This is a genomic window from Parvularcula oceani, from assembly GCF_000733125.1.
Taxonomy (GTDB): domain Bacteria; phylum Pseudomonadota; class Alphaproteobacteria; order Caulobacterales; family Parvularculaceae; genus Parvularcula; species Parvularcula oceani.
In genome coordinates, this window is record NZ_JPHU01000012.1 from 51,653 (window position 1) to 75,605 (window position 23,953).

The window sequence follows — 23,953 nt, forward strand, 5'->3', positions numbered from 1 at the left end:
GCGGCTCGCATCGGCCTTGATGCTGCGCAACACGGGCTTGATCGGCATCAGCGCGGGCATGAACCGGTCGCGGCATGCTCCGGACCATCTCAGACCAGGGAGGTTATCTCATGGCGGACGCATCACCCCGCACATCCAAGAAGGAGGCCGCCTCGCCCGGCCCCGCCGTCACCGGTTCCGACGAAATGCCGCCCCCTTTCGTCTCGATCTATACGCCCCTCCTCGACGGCAGGGTGGGGATCGGCATCGCGGCGCATGGCCTCAAGGCCTGTGCGAACGCCGCGGTCGGCGTGCTGACCATCGGGACCGAGATGCTCCGCTTCGCTTCTCACAGAGCGAAGAAGGAGGCGGAGACCGGGCAGCACATGTCGCGATGCCGCAGCCCGGCCGAGCTCTACAGCACCCAGAGCGCCTTCATGGAGCAGACCCTGCACGACTACGCGGCCGAGACCTCGAAGATGGCGGCCTTGCTGACGGCCGCGGCGCAGGAGGCGGTGACGCCGCTTACCAGCGAGACCGCGGGTCTGCTGCAGCGGATCGAGGAGATTCCGGCGGATAACGGGCACTTCGTATGAGGCGAAACGGTCCACCCGGCCGAGCCCGTAGCCACGGCCCGGCCGGAGAGAAACGCTTCCGCATACCGGGCGCCCCCCCCCTCTCCGGCCGGGCAAGGTCCTATTTGCCGATGGGTATCTTCTTCTTGTGCGTCTTGGCCTCGGCGCTCTTGGGCAGAGTGATCTTCAGGACCCCGTCTTCATAGCGGGCAGCGACTTTGGCGCCTTCGACATCCCGAGGCAGTTCGATCTCCCGGTAGAAGCTGCCATAGGCCCGCTCGACCCGGCGGAAGTCGCGGCCTTCTTCCTCGCGTTCGCTCTTGCGCTCGCCGCGGACGGTCAGGGTGCTGTCGGTGAGGTCGATGTCGATATCCTCCTCCTTCATGCCGGGCACGTCGATCTCGGCGAGATAGGCATCCTCCGTCTCGCTGACGTCCATCGCGCCGAAGCCGGTCGGCTGCCGCTCGAAGAGGCGCTCGGCGAGGGTGAAGGGGTCGGAGCGCATGAGATCGAAGACGCGGTCGAAATCCCGGCTCGGCGAAAGCAGGCTGCGGTCCGGCGCGGAAGCGCCCAGATCGCGGCTGCGGCGGGGGAACATGGTGGGCATGTGCATGAATGTCTCCCTGTTGGCGACAGGAGACAGGATGATCCGGCCCCACGCCTTCCGTCCTTGCGCTTCGTCAACCGTGCGGCCCCTTATGCGCGAGAAGGGTCAGCGCATCGGCGCGTAGCACGCCCTCCTCGTCGCTCGGCAGGACGAGCACCGGAACGCCGCCCTTCCCGCCCGGCACGATCCCGAGCGGCCGCAGCCGGGAGCAGATGCGCTCACGGACCTGCGGCAGATGCTCGCCGACGCCTCCCGTGAAGACGAGGGCATCGATCCCGCCCGCAGCGACCGCCATCGCGGCGATCCCCATGGCCGCGCGATGGCAATAGACTTCCACCGCCTGAGCGGCGGCTTCGTCCGGCTCATGCAGCAGCCTGCCGATGTCGCCGGTCGAACCCGATATTCCCGCAAGGCCCGATTCTTGGGAGAGAAGCCGCTCGGCTTCGGAGAGCGGCAGGCCGCCTTGGCGCAGGAGGTGGAGGACGACGCCCGGGTCGAGATCGCCCGTGCGGGTCGCCATGGGCAGGCCGCCCAGCGCCGTCAGTCCCATCGTCGTCTCGACGCTGCGCCCTTCGACAAGGGCGCAGAGGCTCGACCCGCTGCCCAGATGGCAGGCGACGGCGCGGGCGTGGCCGGGTGTCCCCGGCCCCCAGATCCGCTCGGCGACAGAGCGATAGGACAGGCCATGGAAGCCGTAGCGCCGGATGCCGGCCTCATGGAAGCGGCGGGGCAATGGCAGGCGCGCGGCGCGATCCGGCATCCCGGCGTGGAAATCCGTGTCGAAGCTCGCGATCTGGATCGCGTCCGGCAGCGCCGAGCGGGCCGCTTCGATCGCCAGGAGGGCGGAGCTCTGATGCAGCGGGGCCAGAGGCACCAGCGCCTCGATCTGCGCCTGCGCCGCCTCATCGACGAAGAGAGGCCCGCGAAGGCCCGCTCCGTGCACCACGCGATGGGCGACGGCACCGATTCTGGGCTCCGTGCCGCCGATCCGCGCGATGACGGATGCGACGGCACCGGCCAGCCCATCGGATGCGAAGGCTTCTTCTTCCTCGCCGATGATCAGGCGGGCGCGGCCATAGAGGTCCCGCACCTGGCCGCGCAGAGACGGTTCCGGTCCGCCCTCCTAGTAAAGAGCGAATTTCAGGCTGGAGGAACCCGTGTTGAGGACGAGGATTTCCGGCATGGCCATCGGTTCGCTCCCGCCCGGCACATGCCGGGCCGCTGCGCATGATCGGACAGTGGATTACCGCTGCAGGACATAAGTGCCCGGCGCGGGCGTGGGCACACCCTCGCCTTCGCCCTCGATTGCATGAGGGGAGCCGGGATCCACCTCTCCCAGGACGGGCGGCTCGCGCTCGCCGGAGGAATGCTCCTTCAGCCAGTCCGACCATGCCGGCCACCAGCTGCCCTCATCCGCCGGGATCTCCTGCATCCATTCATCGGCCGTCATGAAGAAGCCCTCCTTCTTCCTCGTCCTCATGCGGTATTCGCGGCCCGAATGCCCCGGCTCGCTGACGATGCCGCCATTATGGCCTCCCGAAGCGAGCGCGAAGGTGACATCCGTGTCCGCCAGCAGATGGATCGCATAGACCGAGCGCCAGGGCGCGACATGATCCTGCGCGGTGCCCAAGGCAAAGATCGGCACACGGATATCGGACAGCGCCACCACCTCGCCATCCGCGACCAGCCGCCCTTCGGCGAAGTCGTTGTCCAGATAGAAGTGCCGCAGATATTCCGCGTGCATGCGCGCGGGCATCCGCGTGCCATCGGCGTTCCACGCCATCAGGTCGATATGCCTCGGCCGCTCGCCCAGCCAGTATTGCTGCTGGAGGCGCGACCAGATCAGGTCGCGCGACCGCAGGATCTGGAAGGCACCGCCCATCATCCGGGAATCGAGAACCCCCTCCTGCCACATCAGATCCTCGAGGAGGTGAAGCTGGCTCTCGTCGATGAAGACGGAGAGTTCGCCCGCCTGCTCGAAATCGGTCTGCGCCGCGAGCAGAGTCAGCGAGGCGAGGCGATCCTCCTTGCGCCGGCCCAGCAGCGCCGCGCCGACCGCCGCGAGGGTTCCGCCGAGGCAATAGCCGACCAGATGGACCTTCGCGCCGCCGGCGATGCGGTCCACAACCCCCAGAGCCTCCAGAATGCCGCTTCGCAGATAGTCATCCATCCCGATATCCCGGTCCTGCGGCTCCGGATTGCGCCAGGAGACCATGAAGACGGTATGGCCCCGCCCGATGAGGTCCCGGACCAGCGAGTTGTGCGGAGACAGATCGAGCACGTAGTATTTCATGATCCAGGCCGGGACGATCAGGATCGGCTCTTTGGCCACCTTGTCGGTCGCCGGTTCGTACTGAATGAGCTCCACCAGCCGGTCGCGATGGACGACCCGTCCCGGCGTCACCGCCAGATCCTTGCCGACAGCGAAGCCTTCGGTACCCTCCGGCGGATCTCCGGCGGCCTCGCGCGCGAGATCGCCGGCGAGATGATGCAGCCCGCGAACGAGATTCGCGCCGCGCTCCTCCAGAGTCGCCTCCGCGATCTTGGGATTCGTCCACAGCCCGTTGCTCGGACAGAGAAGGTCGAGCGCCTGACGCGAGGAAAAGCTGACGAGCTGCCGGTGGCGGCGCGATACGCCCGGAACCGCCTCCGCCGCATGGCGCCACCAGCCCTGCGTCGCGAGGAAGGCGCGCGCATAGTAGGCGAAGGGAAATCTCGACCATTCGGGGTCGCGGAAGCGGGCGTCACCGCAAAGATCCCGGTCGCCTTCAAGAGGCAGATGGTGATGGGCTGGCAAGACCGCATGGCGTGCAAGCTCGGCACATCGCCGCACCGCATCCTCCGCCAGGCTGGCCGCCGTTCCCGGCGCGATGGCGAGATGGCCGATCCAGTCCGTCCATGCGGCAAGATAGGTCAGGGGAGACACGCCGCCGCTGAGGCGGGCGAGCGCGATATGCGACATCCGGTCGAGGGCGCCGAAGGCATCATCCTCATGCGGAATGGCGCCGTCCCGCGCTTGGGTGAAGGAGTGGGTTTCGGTCATGGGACTATGCCCCCCTCGGGCTGAACCCGTCCTGACGGGTCGTCGCCTTCACTCGGCCATGAGGACGCTGAACTCGGTGTCGAACAGCATGGCGCGCGTGACGCCGCCAAAGGCCAGCTCCCGCCAGCGCTGGCTCGCATAGGCGCCCATGATGATCAGGCTCGCGCCCATATCGCGGGCCTCGGCGCGCAGGCAGTCCTCGGTCCTTCCGTCCGGCCGCTCGATGACCCGCACGGCCGGCGCCATGCCGTGCCGGCGGAGATAGGCTGCGATGGCGTCGGCGCCGGGCGCGCCCTCCTCTCCCTCCCCCACCGTGGCGACGGCGATGCGCGGCACGAGGCGCAGGATCGGCAGGGCCGCCGTCACCGCCCGCGCCGCCTCGCGGCTGCCGTCCCAGGCGATGAGCGCCGCCGGCGGGAGCGCCTCCCAGCCGCCCTGCGGCAGGAACAGGGCGGGCCTGCCCGAAGAAAGCAGCAGTTCCTCACGGAACGTGCCGTCGACCGGGTCCTGTCCGGTTCCGCCCGCTGCGACGATGCTGACATCCGCCTGCCGCGCAGCCAGCCCCAGAGTGCCGCGATGGCCGGGCGTCATCGTCCAGGACGAGGAGACGCGGCCGTCCTGTCCGGCCTCCTCCGCCCCGGTCCGCAGGACGCCATTCTCCTGGCAGGCCTCCTCCCAGGCGGCGCCGAGCGAGCTCGCCAGCCTTTCCTCGAAGGCGCGCGCCTCGGCATAGAGATCGTCCTCGAGAACGCCGGGATAGCGCTGCACCACGGCGAAGAGCGGTTCGAGCGGGTGGTGAGCCATGATGTGGCCTCCGCGCTGATCCTTCCGCGCGAGCATCACCGCCGCATCGAAGGCGGCGCGGAAGGAGGCGAGGTCGAAGGCGGGCAGGAAAAGCGTCTTCATCGCGAAGTCCCCGAAGCTCCGGCGAGCGGACCAGCAAAGCCGGCGCTCCGCCTTGATGCAGGTCAGGCCGCGCCCGCGCCGGCCGCGCTAGGATCGGTCCTGCACAGCTCTGGAGGACCGGCCATGCGCATCTGCGTCTTCGGCGCGAAGCCGCATGACGAACGCACCCTCAGCGAGGCCGCAGGCGAGCGGCATGCGCTGCGCTTCCTCGCGCCGCCGCTCGACCACCTGACCGCCCGCCTCGCCGAACATGCCGAGGCCGCCTGCATCTTCGTCAATGACGAGGCGGACGAGGCGGCGCTGCGCGTTCTTTCGGAAGGGGGCGTCCGCCTCCTGCTTCTGCGCTGCTCGGGCTACAACAATGTCGACCTCGAAGCGGCCGCGAGGCTCGGCATCGCCGTGGCGCGGGTGCCCGCCTATTCCCCGCACGCCGTCGCGGAGCACGCGCTCGCCCTGCTCCTGACCTTGAACAGGAAGACCCATCGCGCCCATGCGCGGGTGCGCGAAGGCAATTTCGCGCTCGACGGGCTCGAAGGCTGGGACATTCACGGCAAGACGGCCGGCATCATCGGGACGGGCAGCATCGGCAGCTGCGCGGCGCAGATCTTCGCGGGGCTCGGCTGCCGCGTCCTCGCCACGGACCCGGCCCCTTCGGACGCGCTCGCGGGGCTCGCGCGATACGTGTCCTTCGCGGAGCTGATGAGCGAGAGCGACGTGATCAGCCTGCACTGCCCCCTGACGCCGGATACCCACCACCTGATCGATGCCGGCGCCCTCGCCCTCACCAAGCGGGGCGTCACCCTGATCAACACCTCGCGCGGGGGGCTCGTCGATACCCGAGCCGTGATCGCGGCGCTCAAGAGCGAGCATCTCGGCGCGCTCGGCCTCGACGTCTACGAGGAGGAGGCGGACATGTTCTTCGAGGATCTGTCAGGACACGTCCTGCAGGACGACGTCTTCGCCCGCCTGCTGACCTTCCCGAACGTGCTTGTGACCGGCCATCAGGGCTTCTTCACCCGCGAAGCGCTGCGCGCCATCGCCGAAACGACGATCGCGAACGCAACGGCCTTCGAGGAGGAGGGCGCGCCCCGCCATCCGGTCACGGCGGACTGACCTGGCGCAAGGCAGGGCCCGAACGGCCCTGCGAAGACAGGGCGGAGGAGGCGGCCAAGTCTTCGTCCACGGTCGCCCGCTGAGAGGTCCCTATGCCGAATTCATTCAGAGGTCCCGTTCTCGCCGCCACGGATTTCACGGACGAGGCCACGATGGTCCTGCAACGGGCCTTCCGCCTGGCGTCAAGATGGGAATGCGCGGTCGAGGCCGTCCACGCCACCGATGAGCGGGACACCGCCCATGCCGAGGCGGAGCGCCGCCTGCGCGCCGAGGTGGAACGGGTCGGCTTCGGCAAGGATGTGCGCTCCTGCACGAGCATCGTCAGGGGCGGCCCCGCCGCTCTTGCCGCCGAAGCGGAACGGCTCGAAGCGCGCAGCGTGGTGCTGGGCTTCCACAAGGACCGCCCGGGAGGAACCGAGCGCCTCGGCTCCGCCATGGAAACGCTGCTCCATTCGGTGCCGAACGACGTGCTGGTGGTCGGGATGCGGCCGGTCGCCGACTATCGCCGCGTTCTCGTGCTGTGGGACGGGGAAAAGCCGCTCATGCCCGCGCTGGAAGCGGGGCGGCATTACGGTCCGGAAGCGGAACTGGCGGTGCTATCCGCCGTGCCGACCGACATGAAGGTCGCCGCGCGGCGGCACGAGATGCGGGCCGCGCTGCGCACGCTCCAGGCGCGGGACATCGCCACTGTCGTGGCGGCCGGCACGCTCGTTCAGGTCATCCGCGAGCAGGCCGGCCCGGGCGATCTCGCCGTGCTCAGCACGCGGGGCAATGTCCTGGGCACGGTCAGCTACAAGGCGGAGGCCCTGCTGTCGGCGCGGGTGTGCGACACGCTCTGCCTGCACGCAGCCTGATCGGCCGGACGCCTGCCGCCGCCCCCGAGGGGTGGCGGCTCGCCGGTTCAATGCGCCATCAGTACGGGGAGCTTCGGCTCCGCCAGCATATGCTGGGTCATCCCGCCCAGGATCGATTCGCGCCACCGGGCGTGACCATAGGCGCCCATGACGATCAGGTCCGCACCGATATCGCCCGCGGCCTGCTCGACCTGGTTCGCCGTGGCGCCCAGCCTGTCGCCGACCGACAGAATGGCGGCGTTGATTCCCTTGCGCCGAAGCGCCTCCGTGAGAGTCTCGGGCTCTGGCGCATGAGCCTCCACCTCTCCGAGGCTGAGGACGTCGACGCGCTCCGCCATCTTCAGGAGCGGCATCGCCGCGGCCACGGCGCGGCCTGCTTCCATGCTGCCGTTCCAGGCGATGAGGATCCTGGCCGGCACAGCCTTGAGCGCGGCCGGGAGCAGAAGGACGCCGCGGCCGGACCGCGCCAGCAGCGCGAGGTGGAGGTCCGAGAGATTCAGCCTGTCCGCCGCGCCGCGGTTGTGGATCACGACGAGATCGCTGGCGCGGGCGGCCTTGGGCGCGAGGATGGACGCATCGCCGTCGGCGACCTGCCAATCGGTGGAGACGCCCCGGGGCGCATCGCTCCGCAGCCGCTCGAATGTCTCGGAAAGCCGCGCCTGCCTAGCCCTCGAGCGCTCTCCGAAGCTCGCCTCGACCTCCGCCATGTCCCATAGCGGATTGGAATTCGCGACGCGCCGCGGATCGGGCACGGCGTGATAGGCCGTGACATGCCCGCCCCCCGGCCCGGCGAGCAGAAGCGCCGCAGCGAAATCCAGGGCGAAGCTGGTCTCCTCGACCGCAGGAACGAAGAGATCGGTAAGGGTGCTGGTCATGAGCTGGCTCCACGAGGTTTCGTGCGAGCCTAGACGGGAGCTCAGGGTCCCACTTTGACCTGCCCCAAATCGCCCTCGACTGACCGGCGGGCGGCGGCAAACAAGTCCTCGCCCTCCGCCTCAGCGCCGCAAGGCCCCCAAGACGTCCCGCAGCTCGCCGGACAGGGTGCGGGCGACCGTGTGGTTCACGTCGTCGACGCTCAGGAGGCCGATCACCTGGTTCTCAGCCGACAGGACGGGACAGCGCCGGACGCCGTCCGCCTCGAGCCGCAGCACCACCGGAGCGATGTCCTCGGTCGGCTGGCAGGTGATCACCGGCGCGGACATCAGCGTGCCTACCATCACGGCCGAGGGATCGAGGCCCTCTGCCATCACCTTGAGCACGAGGTCCCTGTCGGTGAGGACGCCCGCCGGTCGGCCGTCTTCCACGACCACCAGCAGGCCCGCCCCCTCCTCCCGCAGCAACCGGGCGGCTTCGAGGGCGGAGGCGCCCGGCCCGCAGGTCGGAACGGAGCGCTGCATGACATCGATGACCCGCATCTCTCCTCCTCTCGGGGTCAGCCGCCTAAACCCGGAAGGACCGCCCGCGCCTTGACCTCGAACAAAGTCCGCGGGCCGGTCGGTCTGGCAGCATCCGGCCATGAGCAAGCCCTCCTCGCCTGCGCCATCCGCCCGCGTCGCTCTTCACGCCGACACCGTGCGGGCGGCGATCTTCGATCTGGACGGCGTGATCACCTGCACGGCGACGCTTCATTTCGAGGCGTGGCGGGATGCGGTGGCCGAGATCCTCCCGGGCGCCGCTCCTCTCGGAGCGGAGGAGTACCGCGCCCGCGTCGATGGCCGCTCGCGCGCGGACGGCGCGGCGCACCTCGCCGGGCAGAGGGGCACGGCGGACGAGGCGGGCCGGCTCGCGGACCGCAAGAACGCGCTCTATCGGCAGAAGCTCGAAGAGGGGCGCGCGGCGCTGGCGCCGGGGGCGCAGGCGCTTCTCTCGGGCCTTCGGCGCCGGGGCATCCTGACAGGTCTCTTCACCGCAAGCAGGAACGCGTCTTCGGTCCTCGGCGCCCTGTCCCTGAAGCCCTGCTTCGATGCGGTGATCGATGGCGAGACGGCGCGGCGCGAGCGTCTCGCGAGCAAGCCCGCGCCCGATCTTCCCCGCGCCTGCGCCGGGCGGCTCGGCGTCCGCCCCGATGCCTGCGCCGGGTTCGAGGATGCAGCGGCAGGCATCGAAGCCCTCGCCGCCGCGGGCTTCGGCATGGTGGTCGGCATCGCAGGGGACGACCGCGCCGCGAAGCTTCGCGCTGCGGGCGCCGGGCACGTGGTTCCCAGCCTCGCCTTTGTCGGGATCGTCCCATGAGCACGGATTGGCAGATCGCATGGACCGGCTGGGACCCTGCCGGCGAGGGGCTCCGCGAGGCGCTCTGCACGCTCGGCAATGGGCGGTTCTGCACCCGCGGCTCGACGCTCTGCGCGGAAGCGGGCGCGGAAAGCTATCCCGGCACCTATCTCGCCGGCGGCTATGACAGGGCGATCAGCACCGTCGCCGGCCACGCGGTCGAGAACGAGGACCTGGTCCGCCTGCCGGATTGGCTGCCGGTCCGCATCCATCTCGAAGGCGTCCCGCTGACCCTGTCGCGCAGCCGGGTGGAGCGCTACGAACAGAGGCTCGACCTGCGCAAGGGGCGCCTCGAGCGCGGCTATGTCCTGGCCGCGCCCGACGGGCGGCGGCTGCGCTTCGCGGAGACGCGCCTCGTCAGCATGCGCCGCTCATCGCTCGCCGCGGTCCGGCTGGAGATCGAGCCGCTGGGGTGGACCGGGCAGGCCTGCCTCGAGGCCTTTCTCGATGGCGGGGTCGAGAATGGCGGCGTGCCGCGCTACGCCGCGCTGGAAGGCCGGCACCTCTGCGCGATCGCCGCCGATCATCCGGCCCCCGGTATCGCCAGGCTGCGCTGCCGGACCATCCGCTCGGAGCTGGACATCGTCCTGGCGAGCCGCCTGTCCGTCACCGGCGAGCCCCTGCTCGAGCCGATCTGCAAGGACGAACGGGCGGGGCACAAGGCGATGCTGTCCCTGCGCGACGGCGAGACGGTCTGCATAGAGAAGGTGGTGGCCCTCACGACCTCGCGGGACCCGGCCATCGCCTCGCCCGCCCTTGCCGCCCCTGCGGCGGCGGCGGCGGCACCGTCCTTCGCCGACCTCGCCTGCGAACAGGAACAGGCCTGGGAAGAACTCTGGGACGGCTTCGATATCGGCCTTTCCGACGGGGGCGGAGATCATCGGCGGAACTTGCGGCTGAACACCTTCCACCTCGTACAGACGCTGTCGCCGCACACGGCCGAGCTCGACGTGGGCGCGCCCGCGCGCGGATGGCACGGAGAGGCCTATCGCGGACATGTCTTCTGGGACGAGGTCTTCGTCTTCCGGGTCCTGAACCTGCGCGCGCCCCGGCTGACGCGGGCCCTGCTGCGCTACCGCCTCCGCCGCCTGCCAGCGGCCCGCCAGGCGGCCGCCGCAGCGGGCTTTCGCGGCGCCATGTTCCCCTGGCAGTCCGGCTCGGACGGGCGCGAAGAGACGCAGAAGCTGCACCTCAACCCCCGCTCGGGCCGCTGGCTGCCCGACGAGACGCAGCGCCAGCGCCATGTGGGGCTCGGCGTCGCCTATAATGTGTGGACCTATTATCAGGCTACGGGCGACCTGGACTTCCTCGCCGAAGGCGGCGCGGAGGTGATGATCGAGGTCGCGCGCTTCTTCGCCAGCCTGGCCGGGAAGGGAGCTTCGGACGATCGCTGGCACCTTCGCGGCGTCATGGGGCCGGACGAGTTCCAGACCGCCTATCCCGGCAGCTCCGGCGGCGGCATCGACGACAATGCCTATACCAACGTGCTCTGCGCCTGGGTGATGGCGCAGACAGTGGAGGCGCTCGAACACCTGCCGCCCGCAAGGCGGACCCAGCTCGAGCGGGCCCTGTCCATCGGCCCCGGGGAGCCCGCGCTGTGGCAGGATCTGTCGGAGCGGCTCTTCATTCCTTTCCTCAGCAACGGCTATCTCGCGCAGTTCGCAGGCTATGAGGGCCTCGAAGAGCTCGACTGGGCCGGCTATCGCGAGCGCTACGGCGATATCAGCCGGCTCGACCGCATCCTCGAGGCGGAGGGGCGGGACGTGAACGCCTACAAGGCGTCCAAGCAGGCGGATGTCCTGATGCTGCTCTTCCTGTTCACGGCGGACGAGCTGACGGCGATCCTGAACCAGCTCGGCTATGCCTTCGATCCGGCCGGCATTCCCGATATGGTCCGCTATTACGACGCCCGGACCTCCCACGGCTCCAGCCTCTCGGCGGTCGTCCACGCATGGGTGGTGGCCCGGTCCGACCGCAGCCGCTCCTGGTCCCTGTTCGGCCGCGCCCTGCGCACGGATGTGGACGATGAAGGCGGCACGACCCGCGAGGGCATTCATCTTGGCGCCATGTGCGGGACGATCGACCTCCTGCAGAGCGGCTATGTCGGGCTCGACGCGCGCGGCGGCATGCTGCGGGTCGACCCAGCCCTGCCCGCGCCCCTGCGCAGCGTAACCACCCGCGTGCGCTACAGGGGCCAGGATGTGTCGGTGCATGTCACGAAGGAGGCGGTGACGCTGACGGCGGGGGGCGGCAGCGTCCTGCCCGTCACCGTCGGCTATCGGGGCCGGACCCGGCAGCTCGCGCCGGGCGCGTCCACCGTCTTCAGGCTCGTCCCCGCGCCGCAATCGCGGGAGGCGGCGGCATGCGCGGGCGAAGGCGCGCCGGACTGATCCCTCCGCCCCCGTCTTGACCTGCCGCAAGGCGAGGCCACCGGGTCGCGCTAGCCTCCGGACAGCCAGGAGGATCCGATCATGCGTCCCGCCATCCTTCTCTCAGGGCCGGTCCTCGCCGCAGGCGCCGCCGCGGCCCTGACTGCCGCCCCGCCTCATCCGCCCGCCGCCCCGCTACCGGCAGCGGGCGCGACGGCGCCTGCGGGGAACCCCTTCATCGGCCGGGACCGCTTCATCTCCGAAGGCTGCGTCATCTGCCATGCCGTTAGCGGCGTCGGCGGCACGGTGGCGCCCGCTTTCGATCACGATACGGGCGAGCCGCCCGCCGATGCGGTGGACTTCGCCGCGCGCATGTGGCGGGGCGCGCCGCAGATGGTGGAACTCCAGCAAGCCCTTTTCGGCTATCAGGTCGATATCCAGGCCGACGACCTCCGCCATATCGCGGCCTTCGCGCGCAGTCCCGAAGCGCAGGCAACGATCTCGGAGGACCTCGTCCCCGACCTCCTCAAGCCGATGCTGCTTCACGAGCCGCTCTTCGGCCCCGAGCTCTACGACCGCTATCAGGGCGAGGAATGGCCCTATCCGGACGAGGACTTCGACGAAGGGTTCGAAGACCGCCGCTATGAGTGAGCGCAAGAGGATCCTGATCCTGCTCGGCCATCCCGATCCGGGCGAGGACACCTACAATGCCGCCCTCGCCCGCGCCTATCGGGACGGCGCGCGGGCCGCGGGGCACGACGCCGAGATGATCCGGGTGGGCGAGCTCGATTTTCCGATCCTCAGGACAAAGAAAGAGTTTCAGGAAGGCGCGGTGCCTCCCGCCCTCGAAGAGGCGCAGGCCGCCGTGGGCAGGGCCGATCACGTCGTCGTCCTCTTCCCCGTCTGGGGCGGCACGATGCCGGCCTATCTCAAGGCCTTCCTCGAGCAGGTCTGGCGGCCGGGTTTCGCGATGGACAGCTCCGGCCGCTTTCCGAAAGGCAAGCTCAAGGGAAAGTCCGCCCGCGTGATCGCGACGATGGGCATGCCCGCCCTTGCCTACAGGCTCCTGTTCGGCGGCCATGGCGTGAAGACCCTGACCCGCGCGATCCTCGGGTTTTCCGGCTTCCGCCCGGTCAGGACCAGCCTGATCGGGCTCGTGGAAAGCGGGACTGCGGAGCATCGCGACCGCTGGCTCCGGCGCATGAAGACGCTTGGCGCGAAAGCGATCTGAAAAGGCCGCGAAAAACAGAGCATTGCAGGAGGGTTTCTGCAGAAGACAGATGCCCACACTGCATACGTGCTTTCCCTTACGTGTTGCACCGAATGTTCAAGGCCGTCCCTTTGTGAGACCATTTCCTCCTGGGGAGAATGGAGGAGACCATGAGCGTGTTGAAGCGTTATGAGCGGGGAGAGGAGATCTATGCGCAAGGGTCGAAAGGCGGACGGCTTCCGAAGGTCTGTTCCGGCGCGGCGATCATCTATGCTTTGCTCGAGGATGGACGGCGCCAGATCGTCGACCTGGCCGGGCCTGGCGACTTTCTTCATTTCGAATTCGACGGCGAGCTCGATCATGCCGCCGAGGCGCTGTGCGGCACCGAAATCGTCGAGGTGAGCGGCGACAGCGCGTTCTCCGATCCCGATCTGTGCGCGCTCCTGGTCGAGCAGATGCGCATGCGGCTGGCGCAGGAGCGGCGCCATGTCACCATGCTCGGCCGGAAAACAGCTCAGGAGCGGCTTGCCGATTTCCTCGACGAGGTCGCCCGCTGCCTCGGCTGCCCGCCGGGCTATATCGACCTGCCCATGACCCGCCAGCAGGTCGCCGACTATACCGGCCTCACCCTCGAGACCGTCAGCCGCATCTTCTCCCGCTGGTCGCGCGAAGGGCGGCTGCGGAAGATCGGGCCCACAAGCTATGCGCGCGGGGACCATCCGCTTCCGATCGCGGCCTGAAGGAGGATGTGATGCGGGACATCGAGAGCGAAATCCGCGCCGACTTGCGCGACGGCACACCGGTCCTGATCCGCCAGATCCGGCCCGAGGACAAGCAGCACCTGGAAATGGGCCTCAGGCAGCTCTCTCCGGAAAGCCAGCATTTCCGTTTCTTCGCGGCGAAGGACGAGTTCTCCGAGGAGGAGCTGCGCTTCTTCACGGAGGTCGACCACCATGACCACGATGCCTGGGGCGCCCTGGACCTGTCCCGGGACCCGCCAGCGCCCATCGGCATCGCCCGCTATGTTCGCCATGAACCGGGCGGCGATACAGCCGAATTCGCCGTGACGATTCTCGACAGCCATCAGAAGCGCGGTCTGGGCTCGCTCCTTCTCGGCGTGATCGCGGCGCGGGCGAAGGACAATGGCATTTCGCGCCTGCACTCGGTGGAGCTGGCCGACAACCATCCCCTTTTCGACGTGCTGGCGGGCCTCGACACAGAGAAGCATTTCCGCGGCGAGGGCGAGGAGGAAGTGACGGTGCAGGTCTATGCCGATCCCGCCGCCTATCCCGCCACGCAGACGGGCGATGCGATGCGCAGGGCCTATGCCCTCTACGAGGATGCCTGCAGGCGATAGGCCCCGGGGCCGATCGCCCGGCGAAGCGAGGCGAGCGCTTCGGCCTCGCCCCCATCCGTCCGCACGACCTGCCAGTCCTCGCCGGGAAGAGCCGCCGGCTGGCTTCGCATGACGGCGGCATCGGCATCGGAGGCGTCCTTTCCCCTCTTCCCGAGACGCTTCGCCAGCACCGCCTCCTCCGCCGTCAGCCAGACCCGCGTCAGACAGGGGCCGATGATGCCTTCTCCGCGGCCCGAAAAGGTGGCATCGGCGATGACCGGCACCGTCCCGGCCAGCGTGTCGAAGGCCTTTTCGACCCGGCTATAGACCGCATTGGCGGCGCCCGCCGTATAGGCGGCGGGCGGCAGAGGCGCCTCCGGCATTTCGCCGGCGAGCCGTTTGCGGACGACATCCGAGCGGATATGCACCGCCCCCGGCGGCGGCGCGACTTCGCCCGCAAGGCGCCGCGCGAGCGTCGTCTTGCCCGAGCCGGACCGCCCGCCGATCAGCAGGCGGAGCGGCTCTTCCGCCCCGCGCAGCGCCGCGAGGGCCGTGTCGAGATAGGCATGCCCCGCCGCGGCATCCCCTCCCATTAGGCGCGCCATCGCCCGGATAGCGGCCCGCAGGCTCATATAGGGCGCGATCAGAACCGCCGCCTCGTAATCGCCGCTGAGGCCGAGAAAGCGGTTCATCACGAGATTGGCCTGACCGGTCGCGCCCAGATGGCACAGATCCATGATCAGGAAGGCGAGGTCGTAGAGCCGGTCGATCCGCGCGAGATCGGGCGAGAATTCGAGCGCGTCGTAGGGGGTCAGCCTGCCATCGAGGCGGCAGACATTGCCCGCATGCAGATCGCCGTGGCAGCTGCGCACATGCCCCGCCTCGCCGCGAAGGCGCAGGAGCCCGGCCTGCTTGCGCAGGCTGGCCCGGCAGGTGGTCTCCCACAAGCGGACCCGCTCGCGCTCGTCGCTGCCGGACACGGCGCCGACCAGCGCCTCCGCGCAATCGGCGAGGGTGGAGAGGACCCGCTCGTCCCAGCGCGCTTCGGGCAGCGGGCCGCAGGCTTCCTGAACGGAGAAGATGTCGTCGACGAGCTGGCGGAGCTCCTCGTCCGCCACGGCGCCTCGCCGGGTCAGCTCGTCGAGCCGGTCCCCGGGCCCGAAAGCCCGCATGCGGACGACCCAGTCCACGACCTCCCCCTCGCCGCCGAGCCGCCAGCCATCGCCCGATGCTGTGAGCGGCTCGACCCCGAGATAGAGCTGCCGGGCGAAGCGCCGGTTGGCCGCGACCTCCATGAGGCAGCAGCGATGGCGCTCCTCGATGTCCCGCAGGTCGAGGAAGGGCAGCCTGACCGCCTTCTTCACCTTGTAGGCTTCGTCGCCAGCGACGAAGACATGGCTCATATGGGTTTCGTGATGCGCGCTCTGCGGGAACATGGCGGCGAGGATCGCTCCGCTGTCGGAGGGCACGGCGTCGAACGGCCTCAGCATCACTGCACCATGAGGACCGGCCTGCTCGGGCGGTGCAGCATCCTCCGCGTCACGCCGCCGAGGATCGCTTCGCGCCAGCGCGGCCTGCCATAGGCGCCCATGACGAGGAGGTCGGCGCTCGCCTCGCTCGCCTGCTGCTCGACCTGGTCGGCATCGCTGCCGCGCCGGTCGGGATCGTCCTCCACGTGGCGGATCGTCGGCGAGAGGCCTGCGCGGCGCAAGGATGCGGCGAGCCGCTCGGGCGGCGGAGCGCCCTCGGGCAGCCTGCCGACGGTCAGGATCGTGACGGTGCTGCTGGCGGCGATGAGGGGCCGCGCCGCCCTGACGGCCCGCGCGGCCTCCGCGCTGCCGTTCCAGGCAATGAGGGGGCGTGCGAACGGCCCTCTCAGCGGGCCGGGAACGAAGAGGCAGGGCGCGCCGCTCCTCGCCAGCATGGCCTCGCGCAGGCTCGCCTCCCATGACCGGTCCGCATGGCCGCCATTGTGCATGACCACGAGATCAGAACAGCGCGCGGCCGGGGGCGCGAGGTCCAGGAACGTGCCCGCCGCCTCCCGCCAGAGGGCGCAGGGCCGTTCGCCCGCCTTCCCGCCGCCATCCCGCACGATGCGGACCGGCCCCTTCGCGCACAGCTCCTCGAATTGCCGCCGCAGCGCCCGCGCCGCGGCTTCGATCCTTTTCTTGAAATGGTCCCGGAGCTGCCCGTCCGCTATGACATCCGACACTTTCGGGGCGCCCCTATAGGTGTCGCGGACATGGAAGGCCTCGATGCAGGCTTCCGTGTCCGCAGCGATCCGGATCGCGGATTCCAAGGCGGGCGCGAAGCTGTCCGCGTCGGTCGCCGGCACGAAGACGGTCTCGATGCTCCGCATGATGGCGCCTCAGCCTCCCACGGTCAGCCGGTCGTCGAGCACCGCGACGCCGGGCGTTGCCCACACCGCCCGCTCGACGAGGCGGCGCTGGGCGGCGTCGCGGACATGGCCGGTGAGGCGCACCCTCTCCTTGTCCACCTCGATCCGGATGCCGCCGCCATCGAGATGGGCCCTGCGGTGCAGCGCGGCGAAGATGTGCCGCTCGAGGTCGCGCAGGAGCGGCTTCGTCCGCACGCCGATCTCGTTATCGAGGGACCTCACGCCGCGGATGAACGACACCTGCTCGGCGACCAGCGCCTTCTGCGCGAGGGTGTCGACCGTGCCGGTCAGGACGACATGGCCTTCATCGACCCTCGCCTTCACCGCGCCCTCGGGCAGCGCGACATTCCATTCGAGAACATGCGCGATCTTCCGGGCGACCTCCTCGTCGCGCGTCCCCTCGTCGCCGGGCAGGCGCACGGCGATCTCGTCGGCGACCGCGAGGACGCCTCTTACGCGGCCGGCGGCGTCGAGCGCCGCGCGCTTGGCGAGATAATGCGGGACGGAGCCGTCCAGCGTGACCGCACCGTCCTCGACGCTGACGCCGATCCGTGTCTCCTCGACGAGCGGATCCCAGCGCAGCTCGTCGATCACGTCGTCCTTGATCTTGCGGTCATCTGGCATGGCCGGCCTCCTCGCATCGGTCGGGAGGCCCTCCCTAGGCGCCTCTTCGGAGACCGGCTTTGACGCAGGACAAGACAGATGGGCGAGGGCGAAAGACCGGAGCCCGCGATGGGCCGCCCCCGGACGATATCGCGAAGCGGCAGTCCCGCAACGGGTCAGGCCGCAGCTTCGATGGCCGGGGGCCCCGTGCCCGACATCCGGGGGGCGCCAGTCGGAGGAGCTGCCGCCCGCTCCATTATGCGATTGACTCGCAAAGTCACCTTGCTTACCCCTTCGTCACGAATGAGAAGCATTCTCATCAAGAAAGCGAAGGATCAGGAATGAAGTGGCTCTGGAGTTCGGTCGCGATGACGGCCGCCCTGCACGCTGCGGCTTCGGCGCAGGTCGATTCCGAGTTGGGGCGCGAAGAGGAGCCTGTCGGCGACACGATCGTCGTCACCGGCGAGCTCGACACGTTCAGCGCGACCAAGGCCGAGACGCCGATCGTCGAGACCGCCCGCTCGATCTCGATCGAGACGGCGGGAATGTTCGAGGACAAGGGCGCGCAGACGCTCAGCCAGGCTCTGACCTATATGGCGGGCGTGGCCGGCGAACCCTACGGCTTCTCGACGCGCGGAGACTTCATCACCTCCCGCGGGCTGTCTATCCCCCGCTATCGCGACTCGATCCAGGAACTGTTCGGCAGCTACAACTCGACGCGCGCCGATGTTTACACGATCGAGCAGGTCGAGGTCCTCAAGGGGCCCGCTTCGGTCCTCTACGGACAGGGCTCGCCCGGCGGCCTCGTCAACTATGTCTCCAAGACGCCGCAGGAATTCTACGCGAACGAAATCGTCCTCGAAGCCGGCAATTTCGAGCGGCGGCGCATCGCCGGCGACTTCACCGGCCCCGTTCCGGGAACGGACGGAAAGCTCCTCTACCGGCTGGTGGGCGTCTATCGCGATCAGGAGACCCAGATCGAGGAGGTGGGCGACGAGACCTATGTCCTCATGCCCTCGCTCACCTTCGCGCCGCGCGAAGACACCCGCTTCACCCTGATCGGCCTTATCCAGGAGACCGACAGCGACACGGCCGCGCAGTTCATTCCGGTCGAAGGGACACTCGAGCCCCTGCCCGGCGGCGGCTATCTCGACAGGGCGGTCTATGCGGGCGAGCCCGGCTTCAACCGCTTCGACACGGAGAGCGAGCAGGTGACGCTGCTGGCCGAGCACCGGGTGAACGACGCCCTCAAATTCGAGGCGACGGCGCTGTGGCGCAGCGGCGAGGCGGATTATCACCAGGCCTGGCCGACCTTCACCGGCGCGGGCGTGACCCGCTATCTCAATGGCTATCTGGGTACGGACGCCTTCACCCCGACGACGGTCGCGCGCACCTTCTATCAGGCCGACAACACCTTCGACCAGCTCGCCGCCGACATCCGGGCGAAGCTCGACGCCGGGACCGGCCCGCTTCGCCACCAGATCCTCGTCGGCGCGCAGCTGCAGGACGTCGAGACCGACAGCAACAACGCCTATTACACCGGCGGCGGCGCGCTGACGGGGGATTTCCGCTATGTCCTCGACCTCGCCGATCCGGTCTATACCGGCGCGCCGGATCAGTCCGTGTTCGATGCGATCTATACGGACCAGCCGACCCAGAACGTGCAGGATCTCGGCCTCTACCTGTCCGACCAGATATCCTACGGAAACTGGCGGCTGACCCTCGGCGCCCGCTATGACGAAACGGATACCGACAATGGCGCGGCGGAGCAGGAGGACGACGCCGTCTCCTACAGCGCGGGCCTCCTCTACCGGTTCGAGAACGGGTTCGCGCCCTATGTCAGCTATGCGGAGAGCTTCGAACCCGTCATCGGGACCACGCTCGACGGCAGTCAGCTCGATCCCGAAGAAGGCCGGCAATACGAAGCCGGCATCAAATACGAGCCGCGCGGCTTCCCCGCGCTGATCACGGCCTCGGTCTTCGATATCGAGATCTCCAACCTGCCCAACCCCAACGCCCTGCCCGCAGATGCGAGCCAGCAGCAGGGGGTCTCCAAGATCAAGGGCGCCGAGGTCGAAGCGCAGGTGCAGATGGGGGACGTTTATCTCGACGCCTCCTATTCCGTTCTGGATGCGGAAGATCCGAACGGACAGGAGCTTGCCGCCCAGCCCGAGGAACTCGCCTCTCTCTGGGCCATGTGGCAGCCTCGGAACATCCTGGACGGCTTCAAGATCGGCGCCGGCATCCGCCATGTCGGAGAGAGCACCTCCGAGACCGCGTCCTTGCGCTATGTCACACCCAGCTACACGCTCGGCGACGCGATGATCGGTTGGGAGACGGAGCGCTGGGAGGCGACGATCAATGCGCGCAACGTCACCGATGAGGACTACCTCACGGCGTGCCTGACGCGCGGCGACTGCTTCCCCGGTCTCGAGCGGACCGTGGTCGGCACTGTCCGCGTCCGGTTCTGAGGGACGTCCCCGTGAGCGCGCCCCTGCCCCTTCTCCTCGCCAGCCTCGTTCTGATCGCAGGCGGCCTCGCCGCCCTGCGACGCGCCTGGCGCCAGCGGGGCGAAGGCGGCGGCGCGCTCGTGGCGGGCGGCTGGGCGGCGCTGCTGGCAGCCCTGATCCTCTGCGCGGGCGGCTATGCCGACAGGGGCGTCGCCTTCGGCATCGTTCTCGCCATGGCGGCGGCGCTCTTCTTCGTCTTCGGCGCGGCGCTCCGCCCGCTGGCGCCGGCGCCCCGCAGGACGCTCCGCGCCGCGAAGACGGCCATGCCGGAGAGCCGCGAGGCGGGCTGGCGGTCCCGGCTCGCCGGCATCTGGACCTTCGTCCTGCTCGGCCCGCTCGCAGGGCTCGTCTCCGCGCTGCTCGGAAGCCTGGCCTTCCGTCTGGCCCAGCCCGTCCTCGCTCCGGCCAATGCGGCCGTCATCGCCTTCTTCCTCGCGCCGCTGGCCTGGGCTGTCCTCGCCGCGCTCCTCCTGATGGAGCCGCGGCGCTGGCGGCGCAGCGCGATCGTCCTGGCGCTCGGCATAATGGGCGCAGTCGGGCTCGCCGTCTGATGAAACGCTGCAAGGACAAGGAGACATGCCGATGAAGACCCGTCCGATCTGGCCGAAAGCCTCCTCCGGGCGCGTGGACAGCGCCCTGTCCGCCCACTCCCTCATCGGCCTGATCGTCGGGGGCTTGATCTATGTTCTCTGCCTGAGCGGCACGCTGGCCGTGTTCGAGGACGAGCTCGAATGGTGGGAGGACGCCTCCGCCCCCGCGGTCGCGGCCGTCACGCCCGAGGCGGCGCAGAAAGCTGCGCAGACGCTCTTTTCGGCTCGCGAAGGCGAGCTTTCCCACCTCAACCTCTTCCTGCCGCGCGAGGACTGGCCCCGCTTCGTCGCCTCGACCGACGAGGAGACCCGCAGCGTCGATGCCGCGGGCGCGCCGACGGGCCATCACCATGCGCCGTGGAACGCCTTCCTGATCGACCTTCATTATTATCTGCATCTGCCCTCGATTATCGGCATCACCCTCGTCGGCAGCCTCGGGGCGATGCTGCTGGCGCTCGTCCTGTCGGGCCTCCTCGCCCATCCGCGCATCTTCCGCGACGCCTTCGCCTTCAGGCGCGGCGGCAGCGCCAGGCTGACCCAGGCCGACCTGCACAACCGGCTCAGCGTCTGGCTCTCGCCCTTCTTCATCGCGGTGGCCCTCACCGGCGCGATGATCGGCCTGTTCACCGTGGTCGGCTATCTCGTGGCGCAGGCGGGCTTTGGCGGAGACATTCTGGCCCTCTACGCCGTCCTCTTCGGGGAGGAACCGGCGCCCAATCCCGCCGCGGCGCCCCTTGCCGACATCGCGACCGCGCTTCGAACCATGAAGGCGCGTTTCCCCGAGGCGATCCCCTTCTGGATCATCGTCCACGAGCCCGGCACGCTCGGCCAGCACGTGCAGGTCCTGGCCGAACATCCGCAGCGCCTGATCTATGCCGAGTACTACAATTTCGACGGCGACGGCGCCTTCGTCTCGCGCACCGGCATGTCGGACGGCGCGCTCGGCCAGCAGATCGCCTCCTCCGTCTATCGCGTGCATTTCGGCTATTTCGGCGGCTTCTGGGTCAAGGCCGCCTATGGCGTCTTCGGCCTCTGCCTTTGCGCAGTGGTGGCGACGGGCCTCAACCTCTATTTCCTCAAGCGCGAGCGGCAGGGACGGCCGGCGCCGCGCCTGCGTTCGGTCTGGACGGGACTCGTCTGGGGGACCCCTGCGCTCTTGGCAGCCACCTTCGCGGGCAGCGTCGCGGGCCTGCTTCCGCCCGCCTCCCTGGTCCCGGCCTTCTGGGCAGGGCTCGCCGCGCTCCTGCTTTGGGCCGCCATCACGCCGGCGGGCCGCGTGCGGCTTGAAGCGCGCGCGGCGGCCGGGCTGTGCCTGCTGCTGATCGTTCCGTTCAACGTGATCATGCGGATGCCGGCGGACGCGCCGCTCCTCCTGCATGCCGTGAGCGCCGTTCTCGCGCTCGCCGCCCTGTGGCTCCTTCGGCCCGTGGCCTCGGCCGCCTTCGGGAAGAAAGACCCGGCCGGCAGGCAGGGCCTGACGGCTCCCGCCGAATAGCGCGAAGATCGCGGCCCCACTGGACCTCGTCCCGCCGATACGGCACAGAACGGATCAGTTCTGCTTGCCCGGCGCCCGGCCCGGCCAGCCTTTCCGCGAGAAGGATCGTGCCATGTATGCCCGCATCTACCGCCCCGCCCGCACCGCGATGCAGTCCGGCAAGGCGAAATTCGACGTCTGGGTGCTGGAGTTCGACCAGCAATACGCCCATCGCGTCGACCCGCTGATGGGCTGGACGAGTTCCGAGGACACGCTCGCGGGCCAGGTCCGCCTGACCTTCCACAGCAAGGAGGCGGCGATCGGCTATGCCAAGGGGCGGAAGATTCCCCATCAGGTGATCGAGGGCAAGCAGGCCCGGCCCGTTCCGAAGGCCTATGCCGACAATTTCGTCACCGCGAGGCGTGCGCCCTGGACGCACTGACCCGCGCCTTCGAGGGGTGTTCCCCGCTCCGCCCGGTGGTGTAGCATCCTTCCGATCCGCCCGGTCCGGGCAGGATCACGGCCCCTTAGCTCAACCGGATAGAGCACCGGACTTCTAATCCGACGGTTGCAGGTTCGAGTCCTGCAGGGGTCGCCATTCCCGGAACCCGGCCGGGTCGCCTCAGCGGCCGGCGGGCGGAAAGAAACAGGTAAACGCCGAGCCTTCTCCGCGCGCGCTCTCGATCGCGATGCCGCCCCTGTGGCGCTGGAGGATGTGCTTGACGATGGCGAGGCCGAGGCCGGTGCCGCCGACGGAGCGGCTCTTCTCGACGTCGATCCTGTAGAAGCGCTCCGTCAGGCGCGGCAGGTCGGTCCGCTCGATTCCCTCGCCGCGGTCCTGGACGCGCACCCAGGCCACGTCACGGATGTCGACGCCGAGGCGCACGGCGATCGCTTCGGCGGTGTCGCCCGTGCGGCGGAAGCCCTCTTCGACCGGCGGAATGCCGTGCCCCGTCGTCACCGTGACCTGCGGGCCGGTTCCCCCGTATTTGAGGGCGTTGTCGCACAGGTTCTGGATGACCTGGATCACCTGGTCGCGGTCGGCCGTGACCGGCACGGGATCGGCGCAGGCCTCGCAGACGAGCGTGCCGCCGCGCGCCTGGGCGATCGGCGCGAGCATGTCGCAGACGGACAGAGCGGTCTCGTTCAGGTCGACCCGGTCGGAGGGCGTCTTCGCTTCGTTGAGCTCGATCGCCGACAGGCTGATCAGATCCTGCACCAGTCGCAGCATGCGCTCGGCCTGGGACTGCATGATGCGCAGGAAACGCTGTCTCGCCTCGGGGTCGTCCTTGGCGTGGTTCTGCATCGTCTCGATGAAGCCCATCATCGAGGCGAGCGGCGTGCGCAGCTCGTGGCTCGCATTGGCGATGAAGTCGGTGCGCATGCGCTCGAGCTTCTTCTGCGCCGTGCGGTCGCGGAGCATGACGATGATCCGGCCCCGGTCGGCGAGCTGTCCCGCCGAGACCGGAGCGGCGTAGAAGAGCATGGTGCGCTCGTCGGGATTGAGCATGCTCAGCTCGGCTTCCTGCACCGTGCGCTCGTGCCGGGCCGTGCGGATCGAATCGAGCGCCGCCGGCGCCCGGATCACCGCCGAGATGTGCCGCCCCGAGACCTCCTTGCCGAAGGTCGTCGCGCAGACGGGGTTGGACATCTCGATATGGTCGTTCTCGTCGAGCAGCATGACCGGCTGGGGCAGCGCGTTCAGCACCGCGCGCAGGCGCTCGAATTTCTGGACCTGCTCTTCGTTGAAGGTGATGCCGGGCGCCACCGGCGCTGCTTCCCGCAAGGAGAAGTAGCGCAGGAACAGGCCCGACCCGTAGATGATCGCGAGCGCCGCGGCGGCCCCGGCATGCAGATCGCTCAGCATCACCGCGCCGAGCAGCACGATCACGCCGGTCGCGCCCGCGAAGACGAAGTCCCCTGCGCGGCTGCGGAAAATCTCGCTTTCGACAGGCCGGCTATCGGCCGCTGTCGGCGCGTCCTTCATACGCTGTCCTCGGTCTTTGACGTTAGTGGATGCCGGAGCGATCCGCTTTGCAACCCCGGCGCTTGCCAGCCTTGCCGCCAGCGCCCTAAGCGGAACGCGAATTCCGAGAAAGCCCGACGTGAAGGAAC

General features: G+C 69.1%; 23 protein-coding genes and 1 tRNA gene. 14 read left to right on the forward strand and 10 right to left on the reverse strand.

Going from position 1 to position 23,953, the window contains the following annotated elements; translation table 11 throughout:
* Positions 1–110: 110 nt before the first annotated feature.
* Complete coding sequence (locus IE88_RS0112565; RefSeq protein ID WP_031555004.1) at positions 111–575, forward strand: phasin family protein; 465 nt, start codon at positions 111–113, stop codon at positions 573–575.
* A gap of 100 nt (positions 576–675) precedes the next feature.
* Here IE88_RS0112565 and IE88_RS0112570 read toward each other — a convergent pair whose 3' ends face one another.
* The 4 genes from IE88_RS0112570 to IE88_RS17470 all read right to left on the reverse strand — a co-directional run bounded on the left by IE88_RS0112570 (position 676) and on the right by IE88_RS17470 (position 5,110).
* On the reverse strand, positions 676–1,167 hold the full coding sequence (locus IE88_RS0112570) for an Hsp20/alpha crystallin family protein (protein WP_051882135.1): 492 nt from the start codon (positions 1,165–1,167) through the stop codon (positions 676–678).
* Between the two features lie 67 nt (positions 1,168–1,234).
* Complete coding sequence (locus IE88_RS16695) at positions 1,235–2,251, reverse strand: acetate/propionate family kinase (RefSeq protein ID WP_051882136.1); 1,017 nt, start codon at positions 2,249–2,251, stop codon at positions 1,235–1,237.
* A gap of 153 nt (positions 2,252–2,404) precedes the next feature.
* Positions 2,405–4,204 carry a PHA/PHB synthase family protein gene (locus IE88_RS0112580; protein WP_036767216.1) on the reverse strand — a complete coding sequence of 600 codons (1,800 nt, stop codon included), beginning with the start codon at positions 4,202–4,204 and terminating at the stop codon, positions 2,405–2,407.
* 48 nt (positions 4,205–4,252) lie between these two features.
* A complete protein-coding gene (locus IE88_RS17470; protein ID WP_051882138.1) occupies positions 4,253–5,110 on the reverse strand; it encodes a universal stress protein in 858 nt (285 codons plus the stop codon).
* Between the two features lie 123 nt (positions 5,111–5,233).
* Here IE88_RS17470 and IE88_RS0112590 point away from each other — a divergent pair, with 123 nt between their 5' ends.
* Complete coding sequence (locus IE88_RS0112590) at positions 5,234–6,223, forward strand: 2-hydroxyacid dehydrogenase (RefSeq protein ID WP_031555014.1); 990 nt, start codon at positions 5,234–5,236, stop codon at positions 6,221–6,223.
* A gap of 92 nt (positions 6,224–6,315) precedes the next feature.
* Positions 6,316–7,077, forward strand: a complete 762-nt coding sequence (locus IE88_RS0112595) for a universal stress protein (protein WP_031555016.1) — start codon at positions 6,316–6,318, stop codon at positions 7,075–7,077.
* Positions 7,078–7,124: 47 nt separating this feature from the next.
* Here the strand turns inward: IE88_RS0112595 and IE88_RS17475 are convergent, their stop codons facing one another.
* Together IE88_RS17475 and IE88_RS0112605 are read right to left on the reverse strand one after the other, a co-directional pair.
* The gene (locus tag IE88_RS17475; protein WP_051882139.1) at positions 7,125–7,952 is read right to left on the reverse strand and encodes a universal stress protein; all 828 of its coding nucleotides are present in this window, start codon (positions 7,950–7,952) and stop codon (positions 7,125–7,127) included.
* 120 nt (positions 7,953–8,072) lie between these two features.
* Positions 8,073–8,492: a CBS domain-containing protein gene (locus IE88_RS0112605; protein WP_036767218.1), complete on the reverse strand. Its 420-nt coding sequence runs from the start codon at positions 8,490–8,492 to the stop codon at positions 8,073–8,075.
* 100 nt (positions 8,493–8,592) lie between these two features.
* Between IE88_RS0112605 and IE88_RS0112610 the strand changes: the two genes are divergently transcribed.
* The 6 genes from IE88_RS0112610 to IE88_RS0112635 all read left to right on the forward strand — a co-directional run bounded on the left by IE88_RS0112610 (position 8,593) and on the right by IE88_RS0112635 (position 14,284).
* On the forward strand, positions 8,593–9,309 hold the full coding sequence (locus IE88_RS0112610; protein ID WP_051882140.1) for an HAD family hydrolase: 717 nt from the start codon (positions 8,593–8,595) through the stop codon (positions 9,307–9,309).
* Positions 9,306–11,738 carry a glycoside hydrolase family 65 protein gene (locus IE88_RS0112615; protein WP_036767220.1) on the forward strand — a complete coding sequence of 811 codons (2,433 nt, stop codon included), beginning with the start codon at positions 9,306–9,308 and terminating at the stop codon, positions 11,736–11,738. The genes IE88_RS0112610 and IE88_RS0112615 overlap by 4 nt, the downstream gene beginning before the upstream one ends.
* Before the next feature lie 81 nt (positions 11,739–11,819).
* Complete coding sequence (locus tag IE88_RS17480; protein ID WP_051882142.1) at positions 11,820–12,368, forward strand: hypothetical protein; 549 nt, start codon at positions 11,820–11,822, stop codon at positions 12,366–12,368.
* Positions 12,361–12,948: an NAD(P)H-dependent oxidoreductase gene (locus IE88_RS0112625; protein WP_031555028.1), complete on the forward strand. Its 588-nt coding sequence runs from the start codon at positions 12,361–12,363 to the stop codon at positions 12,946–12,948. Before IE88_RS17480 ends, IE88_RS0112625 begins: the two co-directional genes overlap by 8 nt.
* A 149-nt stretch (positions 12,949–13,097) precedes the next feature.
* On the forward strand, positions 13,098–13,667 hold the full coding sequence (locus tag IE88_RS0112630) for a helix-turn-helix domain-containing protein (protein ID WP_081871664.1): 570 nt from the start codon (positions 13,098–13,100) through the stop codon (positions 13,665–13,667).
* An 11-nt stretch (positions 13,668–13,678) separates the two neighbouring features.
* On the forward strand, positions 13,679–14,284 hold the full coding sequence (locus IE88_RS0112635) for a GNAT family N-acetyltransferase (protein ID WP_051882144.1): 606 nt from the start codon (positions 13,679–13,681) through the stop codon (positions 14,282–14,284).
* Here the strand turns inward: IE88_RS0112635 and IE88_RS0112640 are convergent.
* Genes IE88_RS0112640 through IE88_RS0112650 form a run of 3 tightly spaced genes read right to left on the reverse strand, consistent with a single transcriptional unit; the run spans position 14,260 to position 17,285 of the window.
* A complete protein-coding gene (locus IE88_RS0112640) occupies positions 14,260–15,753 on the reverse strand; it encodes a bifunctional aminoglycoside phosphotransferase/ATP-binding protein (protein WP_051882145.1) in 1,494 nt (497 codons plus the stop codon). The genes IE88_RS0112635 and IE88_RS0112640 overlap by 25 nt on opposite strands.
* The gene (locus IE88_RS17485; RefSeq protein ID WP_051882146.1) at positions 15,753–16,622 is read right to left on the reverse strand and encodes a universal stress protein; all 870 of its coding nucleotides are present in this window, start codon (positions 16,620–16,622) and stop codon (positions 15,753–15,755) included. Before IE88_RS17485 ends, IE88_RS0112640 begins: the two co-directional genes overlap by 1 nt.
* Positions 16,623–16,631: 9 nt before the next feature.
* Entirely contained in the window at positions 16,632–17,285 is a 654-nt protein-coding gene (locus IE88_RS0112650; RefSeq protein WP_031555035.1) for a BON domain-containing protein, read from the reverse strand.
* A gap of 320 nt (positions 17,286–17,605) precedes the next feature.
* Between IE88_RS0112650 and IE88_RS0112655 the strand changes: the two genes are divergently transcribed.
* The 5 genes from IE88_RS0112655 (at position 17,606) to IE88_RS0112675 (ending at position 22,436) form a co-directional block, all read left to right on the forward strand.
* Positions 17,606–19,735: a TonB-dependent siderophore receptor gene (locus tag IE88_RS0112655; protein WP_202900504.1), complete on the forward strand. Its 2,130-nt coding sequence runs from the start codon at positions 17,606–17,608 to the stop codon at positions 19,733–19,735.
* An 11-nt stretch (positions 19,736–19,746) separates the two neighbouring features.
* The gene (locus IE88_RS0112660) at positions 19,747–20,325 is read left to right on the forward strand and encodes a hypothetical protein (protein ID WP_031555039.1); all 579 of its coding nucleotides are present in this window, start codon (positions 19,747–19,749) and stop codon (positions 20,323–20,325) included.
* 25 nt (positions 20,326–20,350) lie between these two features.
* The gene (locus tag IE88_RS0112665; protein ID WP_051882147.1) at positions 20,351–21,859 is read left to right on the forward strand and encodes a PepSY-associated TM helix domain-containing protein; all 1,509 of its coding nucleotides are present in this window, start codon (positions 20,351–20,353) and stop codon (positions 21,857–21,859) included.
* Between the two features lie 112 nt (positions 21,860–21,971).
* The gene (locus IE88_RS0112670; RefSeq protein WP_031555043.1) at positions 21,972–22,280 is read left to right on the forward strand and encodes an ETC complex I subunit; all 309 of its coding nucleotides are present in this window, start codon (positions 21,972–21,974) and stop codon (positions 22,278–22,280) included.
* Positions 22,281–22,359: 79 nt separating this feature from the next.
* Positions 22,360–22,436: transfer RNA gene (locus IE88_RS0112675), tRNA-Arg, on the forward strand.
* A gap of 24 nt (positions 22,437–22,460) precedes the next feature.
* Here IE88_RS0112675 and IE88_RS0112680 read toward each other — a convergent pair.
* Positions 22,461–23,825, reverse strand: coding sequence for an ATP-binding protein (locus tag IE88_RS0112680; RefSeq protein ID WP_051882148.1), 1,365 nt, complete (start codon positions 23,823–23,825; stop codon positions 22,461–22,463).
* Positions 23,826–23,953 lie beyond the last annotated feature (128 nt).